This is a genomic window from Bartonella sp. AA2SXKL (genome assembly GCF_042197205.1).
Classification (GTDB): domain Bacteria; phylum Pseudomonadota; class Alphaproteobacteria; order Rhizobiales; family Rhizobiaceae; genus Bartonella.
This window is the reverse complement of the sequence record NZ_JBHIRN010000010.1, coordinates 66,238-79,015: the sequence shown is the minus strand read 5'-3', so window position 1 is coordinate 79,015 and position 12,778 is coordinate 66,238. Positions and strand designations below refer to the sequence as shown.

The following is a 12,778-nucleotide window of genomic DNA, read 5'->3' as shown; positions in this document are numbered from 1 at the left end:
GTTTTGCTATTCGTGAAGGTGGTCGTACTGTTGGTGCCGGTATCGTCTCTAAGATCATTGAATAAATAATGCTTGTTAAAGGGGTGTTAAAAGTGTTTTAGTTTTGAGAGTTAGGGGTATAGCTCAGTTGGTAGAGCGGCGGTCTCCAAAACCGCAGGTCGCGGGTTCAAGTCCTGCTGCCCCTGCCAAAGAGGGATTTTACATATAAGGGAGTGGATTTTGCTGCCTTTTTCGCTTTTTTTGATATGGGGCTTGTTTTTTTGTGTGTGAAACGGTATTGAATAGAAAGTAAGGAAATTGCATAAGTCTGAAAGTTGGCTTTTGCATTTTTTCCTGTTTATTTTGTTCTATAAAACACAATAGGACTAGAGAGAGTATAGTGTGACGATGGCATCTAAAACCAATCCGATTACCTTTTTGAAGCAGGTTTATGCAGAAACAATTAAAGTGAAATGGCCTACACGTCGTGAGACGGTTATTTCTACTATTATGGTTTTGTTGGTAACTGCATTGGCTTCAGCTTTCTTTTTTATTGTGGATCAGGTTATGCATTTTGGTGTTTGGCGGGTTATTGATCTTCTGAAATATCTTTTTAGTTGAGAATGTAAGGAAGTGTGACTGTGGCAGCTCGTTGGTATATTGTTCAGGCATATTCAAATTTTGAAAAGAAAGTAGCGGAAGCTATTGATAAGGAGGCAAAGCAAAAGGGACTTGATCATCTTTTTGAAAAGATTTTTGTTCCAACAGAGCGTGTTGTAGAGGTTCGTCGTGGACGCAAAGTTGATACTGAGCGAAAATTTTTTCCTGGTTATGTTCTTGTTCGTGCTGAGTTAACAGATGAAGTTTATCATCTTATTAAGAATACGCCTAAAGTGACAGGTTTTTTAGGGTCGGATGCGCGTCCTGTTCCTATTTCTGATCGAGAGGTTGAACAAATTCTCAAACAAGTTCAGGAAAGGGTTGAGTCTCCAAAGTCCTCTGTATTGTTTGAGGTTGGAGAGCAAGTTCGCGTTGCTGATGGTCCTTTTGTTTCGTTTAATGGAATTGTTCAAGAGGTTGAAGAAGAGCGCTCTCGTCTTAAGGTTGAAGTGCTTATTTTTGGGCGTCCTACGCCTGTTGATTTGGAATTTGGTCAGGTTGAAAAACTCTGATTAAACTTAGAGTAGTTTTAATTACTTTAAGGAAGGAGTGGGAGGTGATTTATAGCTTTTGTCGGCTTAATGATCCGAACCACGTGACTGCAAGCGGGTAACGGGCAAGATGAATTGTCAGTATACCAGTGAAATTAAAGGCAGATTGTTATGGCAAAAAAAAGTATAGGTCAGCTTAAGTTGCAGGTCCCTGCAGGAGCTGCTACTCCATCTCCACCAATTGGTCCAGCTCTTGGGCAGCGTGGTATTAATATCATGGAATTTTGTAAGGCGTTTAATGCAGCGACACAAGAAATGGAAAAGGGGGCACCGATTCCAGTTGTTATTACGTATTACCAAGATAAGTCTTTCACCTTTTCTCTCAAGACGCCTCCTGTATCATTCTTTTTAAAGAAGGAAGCAAACCTGAAATCTGGCTCAAAAGAGCCTGGTAAAGTGTCTGTAGGAAGCATTTCTCGCGATAAAATTCGTTCTATTGCGGAATCAAAGATGAAAGATCTTAATGCGAATGACATTGAGGCAGCAATGCGTATGGTTGAAGGTTCTGCTCGCTCGATGGGCTTGGAAGTGGTGGGCTAATATTATGGCAAAAGTAGCAAAAAGAATAAAAAATATCCGAAAAGATATTGATTTTAATGAACTCTACGCTTTAAAAGATGCCGTTTCAATGGTTAAGGAGCGTGCCGTTGCTAAGTTTGATGAAACAATCGAAATTTCAATGAACTTGGGTGTTGATCCTCGTCATGCTGATCAAATGGTTCGAGGCGTTGCTCATTTGCCTAATGGAACAGGGAGAAATATTCGTGTTGCCGTTTTTGCTCGTGGGGATAAGGCTGAGGAAGCTAAGGCGGCAGGAGCTGATATTGTGGGTGCCGAAGATTTATTTGAAAGCGTTAATAGAGGGACTATAGATTTTGATCGTTGTATTGCAACGCCAGACATGATGCCTCTTGTTGGTCGTCTTGGTAAGATTCTTGGTCCACGGAGTTTGATGCCGAATCCGAAAGTTGGTACTGTAACACTTGATGTTGCTGGTGCTGTCAAAGCTTCTAAAGGTGGTGCTGTTGAGTTTCGTGTAGAAAAAGCTGGTATTGTGCATGCTGGTATTGGTAAGGCTTCTTTTGGTGTTGAAAAAATCGTAGAAAATATAAAAGCCTTTGCAAGTGCAGTTATTAAAGCCAAGCCGCAAGGTGCAAAAGGTGAGTATATTAAGCGCGTTGCTGTTTCGTCGACTATGGGAATTGGTGTTAAAGTTGATCCAGCAACGGTTCGTTCAGAGCTAGTATAAGCTGATTTATAATTTTGTTTTGGGGTATGGGAATATCAAAATTGTATTTAAAATGCTGATTTTCATCAGCTCGCTATCTAAGCTTTATAGGGCTTAGGTTGTACCGGGAGAAATTCCGGAATATCCTGTCCGAGATTGTAGGTGATGCTTTTAAGTATCTTAATCAAAAAAAACCTGCATGAGACTGGGGTAAAAACTGAGAGTTAAAAGACTTAAAGGGTTTGAGCCAAGGTTGCCTTTGAACGCTATGCGTGAAAAAGGGGACAGGATCCTCATCGGTGACATGAAGTATTTTATGTTATCAAAGGTAACCAACAGGTTTGTTTTAAGCAAATCTGTTAAATGGAGAGAGACAGTGAATAGAGCGGAAAAACGCGAATTTGTTACATGGCTTAACGAGGCTTTTCGGAAGTCTGGTTCTGTTGTTGTTGCACATTATTCCGGTCTGACAGTTTCACAGATGAATGATCTGCGTTCGAAAATGGGTGAAGCTGGCGGTGCCGTTAAGGTCGCCAAAAACCGTCTTGCTAAAATCGCTCTTCAGGGCACGGAATCTGAATCGATAGTGGGTTTGTTTACTGGACAAACACTTATTGCTTATTCAGAAGATCCAATCACAGCACCGAAAGTTGCTGTTGATTTTGCGAAAAGCAATGACAAATTTGTCATACTTGGCGGTTCAATGGGTGCAACAAGTTTAACTGTAGATGCTGTGAAGTCATTGGCTTCATTGCCTTCATTAAACGAGTTGCGTGCAAAACTTGTGGGTATGATTTCTACCCCTGCGACCCGTATTGCACAGGTTGTTAATGCCCCTGCTGGTCAGGTTGCACGTGTCATTGGAGCATATGCTCAGGAGGATAAGGCGGCTTAAGGCTGTTTGTATTCACGTTTATGGAAGAGCTTTAATGCTTTTCTGTTTTTTTGAATAAGATTTAATAATGGTTCAAATCTTTTAATTGAAGGAATTTAAAAATGGCTGATCTAGAGAAGATCGTAGAAGACCTTTCTAATCTAACCCTTTTGGAAGCCGCTGAGCTTTCTAAGTTACTTGAAGAAAAGTGGGGAGTTTCGGCTGCTGCTCCTGTAGCTGTAGCTGCTGTTGCTGGTTCTGCTGCTCCAGCTGCTGAAGAAAAAACAGAATTTGATGTTATTCTTGTTGAAGGTGGCGCACAAAAAATTAATGTTATTAAGGAAGTTCGTGCTCTTACTGGACTTGGTCTTAAAGAAGCTAAAGATCTGGTCGAAGGTGCACCTAAGCCTATTAAAGAGGCTGCTTCTAAAGAAGAAGCAGAAAAAATTAAATCTCAACTTGAAGCTGCCGGTGCTAAGGTGGAACTTAAGTAAATTTAATTTTATCGGCGGGCATTTATGTTCGCCGATTTTCTTTCTCTTAATACAAAGAGGGAAAATAATGAGTAAAAAACTTTTCCCAATGGTTTCGTAACAGGAATGGGATAGGTTTGGATTACTTACCCCTTCATCATAGAGTCAAAGAGATAAATGGCTTATGTTGGTGGGGAAAGTTAATGATGCTCATTATTGAGTGTCAAGTGAACTGGTCTGCATATGCAGGTTAATGGTATAAGGCTTTCAAGGTTGGTCTACCTTGAAGAGTAAAGATCAAGGAGCGACGATGGCTCAGACTCACGCAATGATGTCTCAATTCAATGGTCGTAAGCGCGTACGGAAATTTTTTGGTAAGATTCCTGAAGTAGCAGAAATGCCGAATCTTATTGAGGTTCAAAAAGCCTCATACGATCAATTTCTCATGGTTGAGGAACCGAAAGGTGGGCGACCAGATGAAGGTTTGCAAGCTGTTTTTAAATCGGTTTTTCCTATTTCAGATTTTTCCGGTACAGCTATGCTTGAGTTTGTAGGTTATGAATTTGATTTACCAAAATTTGATGTTGAAGAGTGCCGTCAACGTGATTTAACTTATGCTGCCCCATTAAAGGTCATATTGCGTTTGATTGTTTTTGATGTTGATGAGGATACTGGCTCCAAAGATATCAAAGACATTAAAGAGCAAGGCGTTTATATGGGCGATATGCCTTTAATGACGACGAATGGTACCTTTATTGTTAATGGTACGGAGCGTGTTATTGTTTCTCAGATGCATCGTTCTCCTGGTGTCTTTTTTGACCATGATAAAGGAAAGTCCCATTCATCAGGAAAGCTTCTTTTTGCTGCTCGTGTTATTCCGTATCGTGGTTCTTGGCTTGATATTGAGTTTGATGCTAAGGACATCATTTATGCGCGTATTGATCGACGGCGCAAGATTCCTGTTACTAGTCTTTTGATGGCATTAGGTATGGATGCGTCGGATATTTTATCGACGTTTTATGATAAAGTGACTTATGAGCGTGATGGAGAAGGATGGCGAGTTCCTTATTCTGTGGATCGCTTTAAAGGAATGAAGCTCATTTCTGACCTTATAGATGCAGATAGTGGTGAAGTCGTTGCGGAGGCTGGTAAAAAATTAACAGTTCGTACTGCGAAGTCTTTGGTAGAAAAAGGACTTAAAGCGGTTAAAGTTAGTGAAGATGATTTATTAGGTTGTTATCTAGCTGAAGATATCGTCAATTACGAAACAGGTGAAATCTACCTTGAAGCTGGTGATGAAATTGACGAAAAAGTATTAAAAGTTCTGCTCGATGTTAGTGCTGATCAAGTCAATATTCTTGATATTGATCACATGAATATTGGCGCTTACATCCGCAATACTTTGAAGGTGGATAAAAATGAAAGTCGGCAGGATGCGTTATTTGATATTTACCGAGTGATGCGTCCAGGTGAACCTCCAACAATCGATACAGCAGAAGCAATGTTCCATTCATTGTTTTTTGATCCAGAGCGTTATGATCTTTCAGCTGTCGGGCGTGTTAAGATGAATTTACGTATGGATCTTGATTGTCCAGACACAGTTCGCATTTTACGCCAAGAGGATATTCTTGCTGTTGTTAAGATGTTGGTTGAATTGCGTGATGGACGTGGTGAAATTGATGATATTGATAATCTTGGCAACCGTCGCGTTCGTTCCGTCGGGGAGTTGATGGAAAATCAATATCGCATTGGTCTTCTTCGTATGGAACGTGCGATAAAAGAGCGTATGTCATCGGTTGAAATTGATACAGTTATGCCACAGGATTTGATCAATGCAAAGCCTGCGGCAGCAGCAGTCCGTGAATTTTTTGGGTCTTCACAATTGTCGCAGTTTATGGATCAAACCAATCCATTGTCAGAAATTACCCATAAGCGCCGTCTTTCTGCTCTTGGTCCAGGTGGTTTGACTCGTGAACGTGCGGGTTTTGAAGTCCGTGACGTACATCCTACGCATTATGGTCGTATTTGTCCGATTGAAACACCAGAAGGCCCCAATATTGGTCTGATTAACTCCTTAGCAACATTTGCGCGAGTTAACAAATATGGCTTTATTGAAAGCCCATATCGAAAAATTATTGATGGAAAAGTCACAAAAGAAGTTATTTATCTTTCAGCGATGGAAGAAGCAAAGCATTATGTCGCTCAGGCTAATTCTTCATTAGATAACGAAGGTCGTTTTATAGAAGAGTTTGTTGTTTGCCGTCATGCTGGTGAAGTTTTAATGGCGCCGCGTGATCATGTTGATTTGATGGATGTTTCACCAAAACAGTTGGTTTCAGTTGCAGCAGCGCTTATTCCTTTTTTGGAAAATGATGATGCGAATCGTGCGCTTATGGGATCGAACATGCAGCGTCAAGCAGTTCCTCTTGTACGCGCTGAAGCGCCATTTGTTGGGACGGGAATGGAATCTATTGTTGCGCGCGATTCAGGAGCTGCTGTGAGTGCAAAACGTAGTGGTGTTGTTGATCAAGTCGATGCTACCCGTATTGTTATCCGTGCAACAGAAGATTTAGATCCTTCAAAATCAGGCGTTGATATTTACCGCTTACAGAAATTTCAGCGTTCTAATCAGTCCACTTGTATTAATCAGCGTCCTCTTGTACATGTCGGTGATAGGGTAGAGAAAGGTGATATCATTGCAGATGGTCCATCCACGGATCTTGGTGATTTGGCTCTTGGGCGGAATGTTCTCGTAGCCTTTATGCCTTGGAATGGATACAATTATGAAGATTCTATTTTGTTATCCGAGCGCATTGTTGCTGATGATGTGTTTACTTCAATTCATATCGAGGAATTTGAAGTTGCGGCACGCGATACAAAACTTGGACCTGAGGAAATTACGCGCGACATTCCTAATGTTGCGGAAGAAGCGTTAAGAAATCTTGATGAAGCTGGCATTATTTATATTGGTGCTGAAGTTCAACCAGGTGATATTTTAGTTGGAAAGATTACCCCGAAAGGTGAAAGTCCCATGACGCCGGAAGAAAAGCTTCTGCGTGCAATTTTTGGGGAAAAGGCATCCGATGTTCGTGATACTTCTATGCGTATGCCTCCTGGGACTTTTGGTACTGTTGTTGAAGTTCGCGTTTTTAATCGCCATGGCGTGGAAAAAGATGAACGTGCGATGGCAATTGAGCGTGAAGAAATTGAGCGTTTAGCAAAAGACCGTGATGATGAACAGTCTATTCTTGATCGCAATGTTTATGCGCGCCTCACCGATATGTTGACAGGTAAAGTTGCTGTAGAAGGTCCGAAAGGCTTTTCGGGTAGTAAAAAGCTTGATAGTACAGTAATGGGGCATTATCCGCGATCCCAGTGGTGGCAATTTGCTGTTGAGGATGAAAAGCTTCAAAATGAAATTGAAGCTTTGCGCAAGCAATATGATGAATCAAAAGAAGCATTACAACGTCGCTTTATGGATAAGGTTGAAAAGGTCCAAAGAGGTGATGAAATGCCTCCTGGTGTCATGAAAATGGTGAAAGTTTTTGTGGCTGTGAAGCGCAAAATCCAACCAGGTGACAAGATGGCGGGACGTCACGGGAATAAGGGTGTTGTTTCACGTATTCTTCCCGTAGAGGATATGCCATTTCTTGAAGATGGGACCCATGCTGATATCGTCTTGAATCCGCTGGGTGTGCCTAGTCGTATGAATGTTGGACAAATTCTTGAAACGCATCTTGGTTGGGCATGTGCGGGGATGGGCAAGAAGATTGGTGCTTTGTTAGAGTTATATCAAGAGACTGGGGATATATTGCCGTTGCGTCAGCGTATTGAAAATCTTATGCCTGATGATAATCATAATGAACCAGTTCGTCAGTATGATAATGAAAGCCTTTACAAATTGGCATTGCAGATGAAGAAAGGGGTTTCAATTGCAACGCCTGTTTTTGATGGAGCACATGAGTCTGATATTAACATGATGCTGGAAGACGCAGGCTTAGATAGTTCAGGGCAGGTTACGCTTTATGATGGTCGTACTGGGGAGCCTTTTGATCGTCCAGTAACGGTGGGATATATTTACATGTTGAAATTGCATCACCTTGTTGATGATAAGATTCATGCGCGTTCTATTGGTCCCTATTCACTTGTTACGCAGCAGCCATTAGGAGGTAAGGCACAATTTGGTGGTCAGCGTTTTGGTGAAATGGAGGTATGGGCGCTTGAAGCTTATGGTGCTGCATACACTTTGCAGGAGATGCTAACAGTAAAATCAGATGATGTGGCTGGTCGAACAAAAGTCTATGAGGCAATTGTGCGTGGTGATGATACATTTGAGGCAGGTATACCCGAAAGCTTTAATGTGTTGGTAAAAGAAATGCGCTCACTTGCTCTTAATGTGGAGCTTGATGATGCGCGTGAACTTATTGCACAGCGGGCATTGTCTGATACGGCAGAATAATAATTCAAGGAGCGCACTAGAAAAGGGCTGCGCTCTTATTACTTTAAGAGGCTCAATAACCTTATTAAGGCTATACAGGTCATTTTTAAAAGTAAATGTATTTTAAAGAAGATCTGTTATAAAATAAATGAGATATTACAACAGGTTCTAAGAATCTTTGAAGGAGAACAGCATGAACCACGAGGTCATGAATCTTTTCAATCCTCAAGCGCCAGCGCAGACATTTGACTCTATTCGTATTTCTATTGCGAGTCCTGAGAAAATTTTGTCCTGGTCGTATGGTGAGATTAAGAAGCCTGAGACTATTAATTATCGGACTTTTAAACCAGAACGTGATGGTCTTTTTTGTGCACGTATATTTGGCCCTATTAAGGACTATGAATGTCTATGTGGCAAATATAAACGCATGAAGTATAAGGGCATTATTTGTGAAAAATGTGGTGTAGAGGTTACTCTTTCGCGCGTACGTCGTGAGCGTATGGGGCATATTGAACTTGCGGCACCCGTTGCGCATATATGGTTTCTTAAATCATTACCAGGCCGTATTTCTACACTTTTAGATTTAACTTTAAAAGATATTGAACGGGTTCTTTATTTTGAGAATTATATTGTAACCGAACCAGGGTTAACATCTCTTAAGCTCCATCAGCTTCTTTCTGAAGAAGAATATATGCTTGCTATTGATGAATTTGGAGAAGATCAGTTTACAGCTATGATTGGCGCTGAAGCTATTTACGAGCTTTTAGCTAGTATGGAGTTAGATAAAATCGCTAATGATTTGCGTCTTGAATTAGCTGAAACAACTTCAGAGTTAAAGCAGAAAAAATTGATTAAACGACTTAAAATCGTTGAAAATTTTCTTGAATCTGGAAATAAGCCAGAGTGGATGATTATGAAAACAATTCCGGTTATTCCACCGGATTTGCGTCCATTGGTTCCGCTTGATGGTGGGCGTTTTGCGACATCAGATCTGAATGATCTTTATCGGCGTGTTATTAATCGTAATAACCGCTTGAAGCGGCTGATTGAATTGCGAGCTCCTGGAATTATCGTACGCAATGAAAAGCGTATGGTACAAGAAGCTGTTGATGCATTGTTTGATAATGGACGGCGTGGGCGTGTGATTACTGGAGCCAATAAACGTCCTCTTAAGTCTTTATCAGATATGTTGAAGGGCAAGCAAGGGCGTTTTCGTCAGAACTTACTTGGGAAGCGTGTTGATTACTCGGGGCGTTCTGTTATCGTGACGGGTCCTGAATTAAAATTACATCAATGTGGTCTTCCCAAAAAAATGGCTCTTGAATTATTTAAGCCTTTTATTTATGCGCGGCTTGATGCAAAAGGCTATTCATCAACGGTAAAGCAGGCAAAGAAGCTTGTTGAAAAAGAACATCCAGAAGTTTGGGATATCTTGGATGAGGTTATTCGTGAACACCCTGTTTTGCTCAATCGTGCACCAACATTGCACCGTTTGGGAATTCAAGCTTTTGAGCCTATCTTGATTGAGGGAAAAGCTATACAGCTACATCCATTGGTGTGTACTGCTTTTAATGCGGATTTTGATGGTGATCAGATGGCGGTTCATGTTCCGCTTTCTCTTGAAGCACAACTTGAAGCCCGTGTTTTGATGATGTCCACCAATAATATTCTTCATCCGGCCAATGGTGCTCCCATTATTGTTCCCTCACAGGATATGGTTCTTGGTCTTTATTATCTTTCAATTGTTTCTGAAAAAGAACCAGGTGAAGGAATGGCCTTTTCTGATATAGGTGAGCTTCATTATGCCTTGGAAAATAAGGTTATAACGCTTCATACGAAGATTAAAGGCCGTGTTAAGAATATGGGGAAGGATGGAAAAGAAGTCTCTAAACTTTATGATACGACACCTGGTCGTTTGATTATCGGTGAGCTTTTGCCAAAAAGTGCGGATATCTCATTTGATATTGTCAATCAAGAGATGACGAAAAAGAACATTTCTAAAATGATTGATCATGTTTATCGGCACTGTGGACAAAAAGAGACGGTTATTTTTTGTGACCGTATTATGCAGCTTGGCTTTTCTTATGCTTGTCGTGCAGGAATTTCATTCGGTAAGGACGATATGGTTATTCCTGATAGTAAGTCGCGTTTAGTCGCAGAAACAGAAGCTTTGGCTAAGGAGTACGAACAGCAATATAATGATGGTTTGATTACACAAGGTGAAAAATACAATAAGGTTGTAGATGCTTGGGGTAAATGTACAGATCGCGTCGCAGATGAAATGATGAAACGTATTCAAGCTGTGGATTTTGATCCTAAAACAGGTCGTCAACGGCCGATGAATTCTATCTATATGATGTCGCACTCTGGTGCTCGTGGTTCTGCTAACCAGATGAGACAATTGGCCGGTATGCGTGGATTAATGGCAAAACCATCGGGTGAAATTATTGAAACACCCATTATTTCAAATTTTAAAGAAGGTCTAACTGTTAATGAATACTTCAATTCCACGCATGGTGCACGTAAAGGACTTGCTGATACTGCGTTAAAGACGGCGAACTCTGGTTATTTAACACGGCGTCTTGTTGATGTTGCACAGGATGCTATTATTTCAGCAGTTGATTGTGGTACCGCAAAAGGGCTTACCATGCAGCCGATTGTTGATGCAGGACAAATTGTTGCCTCCCTTGGGCAAAGAATTCTTGGTCGTACAGCGCTTGTTGATATTCTACATCCTGTCTCTGGAGAGGTTATCCTTGAAGGTGGAGCAATGATTGAGGAAGCTGATGTCGCGAAGATTGAAGCAGCTGGGATTCAATCTGTTCAAATTCGTTCTGCATTAACATGTGAAACACGTCTTGGTGTTTGTGCAAAATGCTATGGTCGTGATTTGGCGCGTGGAACACCTGTTAATCAGGGAGAAGCGGTTGGTGTTATTGCTGCTCAATCCATTGGTGAGCCGGGAACACAGCTTACTATGCGTACTTTTCACTTAGGAGGAACTGCGCAGGTTGTTGATTCATCGTATTTAGAGGCATCTTATGAAGGTAAGGTGGAGATTCGTAATCGTAATGTAGTTCGTAACTCTGAAGGCCATTTGGTTGTTATGGGGCGTAATATGGCTATCCTTATCAAGGATGAGTTAGGAAAAGAGCGCGTTGTACATCGTGTTAGCTATGGTGCTCATATTTTTGTTGATGATGGTGATGTGGTTAAACGTGGCCAACGTATAGCAGAATGGGATCCTTATACACGTCCAATTTTAACGGAAGTTGAAGGCTATGTGGGTTTTGAAGATATGATTGATGGTTTATCTGTCACTGAAACAGCTGATGAATCTACGGGTATTACGAAGCGTTTGGTGATTGATTGGCGCGCTAATCCACGTGGTGCGGATCTTAAACCAGCTATTATTATTCACACGGATAAAGAAGGTGAATCCATTGCTAAATTGTATAAGGGAGGTGAAGCCCGTTATATGATGTCAGTGGAAACTATTCTTTCTGTTGAGCTTGGTGCTCATGTTAAGGCTGGTGATGTTATTGCTCGTTTGCCAATGGAAAGTGCCAAGACGAAAGATATTACGGGTGGTCTTCCTCGTGTGGCTGAGCTTTTTGAAGCGCGTCGTCCAAAGGATCATGCGATTATTGCTGAAGTTAGTGGTACAATTCGATTTGGCCGTGGTTATAAGAATAAACGTCGTATCATTATTGAACCAAATGATGAAACTCTTGAGGCAGTAGAATACTTGATTCCAAAAGGTAAGTTGTTCCACTTCCAAGAAGGCGATCAAATTGAAAAGGGAGATTATATCCTTGATGGTAATCCAGCACCTCATGACATCTTGGCGATTAAGGGGGTTGAAGCTTTGGCATCTTATCTTGTTAATGAGATTCAGGAGGTTTATCGTCTGCAGGGAGTTCTTATTAATGATAAGCACATTGAAGTGATTGTTCGTCAAATGTTGCAAAAAGTTGAAATTACTGAATCTGGAGATTCTGGTTATATTCCAGGTGATAATGTTGATCGTATTGAACTTGATGAAATCAATGATAATTTGATTGCAGAAGGGAAGAAACCTGCATCTGGTAATCCCATTCTTCTTGGAATTACAAAAGCTTCTCTTCAAACACCTTCTTTCATTTCGGCGGCATCGTTTCAGGAAACAACACGTGTTCTTACTGAAGCAGCAGTTTCTGGTAAAATTGATACTTTGCAAGGACTTAAAGAGAACGTTATTGTCGGTCGTCTTATTCCAGCAGGTACGGGTGGTACAATTTCTCAAATCCGTCGTATTGCTGCAGTTCGTGATGATTTGATTGTAGATGAGCAGCGTAAGTCTAGTAATAACGAAGTGGCTAAGGCTATGTTGACAAATATGACAACCGGGGCCGTTACTGAATAATTTAAATACAACACCACATAATATAAAAACGTCTGAATAGAAAGTTCAGACGTTTTTTATTTCGAAATGCAGAAGTTGTATATTTTCTTGAAAAATATCAAAAATTATAAGGCGATAGTTATTTTAAACATCTTTAGTAGCTTATTATTTTGTAATGATGCTTATCTTTT

At 40.9% G+C, this 12,778-nt stretch carries 8 protein-coding genes, 1 tRNA gene and 1 pseudogene; all 10 read left to right on the top strand.

The window, feature by feature from the left end; all coding sequences use genetic code 11:
* Positions 1-65: pseudogene (locus tag ACFINS_RS07265) on the top strand (elongation factor Tu); the annotation flags it as partial.
* 47 nt (positions 66-112) lie between these two features.
* A tRNA-Trp gene (locus ACFINS_RS07260) sits at positions 113-188 on the top strand.
* 199 nt (positions 189-387) lie between these two features.
* Positions 388-600: a preprotein translocase subunit SecE gene (gene secE / locus ACFINS_RS07255; protein ID WP_273790652.1), complete on the top strand. Its 213-nt coding sequence runs from the start codon at positions 388-390 to the stop codon at positions 598-600.
* A 20-nt stretch (positions 601-620) separates the two neighbouring features.
* The gene (gene nusG / locus ACFINS_RS07250; RefSeq protein ID WP_273790740.1) at positions 621-1,151 is read left to right on the top strand and encodes a transcription termination/antitermination protein NusG; all 531 of its coding nucleotides are present in this window, start codon (positions 621-623) and stop codon (positions 1,149-1,151) included.
* 150 nt (positions 1,152-1,301) lie between these two features.
* Positions 1,302-1,730, top strand: coding sequence for a 50S ribosomal protein L11 (gene rplK / locus ACFINS_RS07245; RefSeq protein ID WP_273723157.1), 429 nt, complete (start codon positions 1,302-1,304; stop codon positions 1,728-1,730).
* A 4-nt stretch (positions 1,731-1,734) separates the two neighbouring features.
* Complete coding sequence (gene rplA, locus ACFINS_RS07240; protein WP_375613460.1) at positions 1,735-2,439, top strand: 50S ribosomal protein L1; 705 nt, start codon at positions 1,735-1,737, stop codon at positions 2,437-2,439.
* 355 nt (positions 2,440-2,794) lie between these two features.
* The gene (gene rplJ, locus ACFINS_RS07235) at positions 2,795-3,313 is read left to right on the top strand and encodes a 50S ribosomal protein L10 (protein WP_012755027.1); all 519 of its coding nucleotides are present in this window, start codon (positions 2,795-2,797) and stop codon (positions 3,311-3,313) included.
* A gap of 101 nt (positions 3,314-3,414) precedes the next feature.
* Positions 3,415-3,786 carry a 50S ribosomal protein L7/L12 gene (rplL, locus tag ACFINS_RS07230; protein WP_375668467.1) on the top strand — a complete coding sequence of 124 codons (372 nt, stop codon included), beginning with the start codon at positions 3,415-3,417 and terminating at the stop codon, positions 3,784-3,786.
* A gap of 289 nt (positions 3,787-4,075) precedes the next feature.
* The gene (gene rpoB, locus ACFINS_RS07225; protein ID WP_375612113.1) at positions 4,076-8,224 is read left to right on the top strand and encodes a DNA-directed RNA polymerase subunit beta; all 4,149 of its coding nucleotides are present in this window, start codon (positions 4,076-4,078) and stop codon (positions 8,222-8,224) included.
* Between the two features lie 172 nt (positions 8,225-8,396).
* On the top strand, positions 8,397-12,608 hold the full coding sequence (gene rpoC / locus ACFINS_RS07220; RefSeq protein ID WP_375612114.1) for a DNA-directed RNA polymerase subunit beta': 4,212 nt from the start codon (positions 8,397-8,399) through the stop codon (positions 12,606-12,608).
* Positions 12,609-12,778: the final 170 nt, after the last annotated feature.

Bases quoted from the DNA above. Each gene is read 5' to 3' on its own strand.
- secE (WP_273790652.1), top strand. From the start codon at position 388: ATGGCATCTAAAACCAATCCGATTACCTTTTTGAAGCAGGTTTATGCA.
- rplK (WP_273723157.1), top strand. From the start codon at position 1,302: ATGGCAAAAAAAAGTATAGGTCAGCTTAAGTTGCAGGTCCCTGCAGGA.
- rplA (WP_375613460.1), top strand. From the start codon at position 1,735: ATGGCAAAAGTAGCAAAAAGAATAAAAAATATCCGAAAAGATATTGAT.
- rplL (WP_375668467.1), top strand. From the start codon at position 3,415: ATGGCTGATCTAGAGAAGATCGTAGAAGACCTTTCTAATCTAACCCTT.
- rpoB (WP_375612113.1), top strand. From the start codon at position 4,076: ATGGCTCAGACTCACGCAATGATGTCTCAATTCAATGGTCGTAAGCGC.
- rpoC (WP_375612114.1), top strand. From the start codon at position 8,397: ATGAACCACGAGGTCATGAATCTTTTCAATCCTCAAGCGCCAGCGCAG.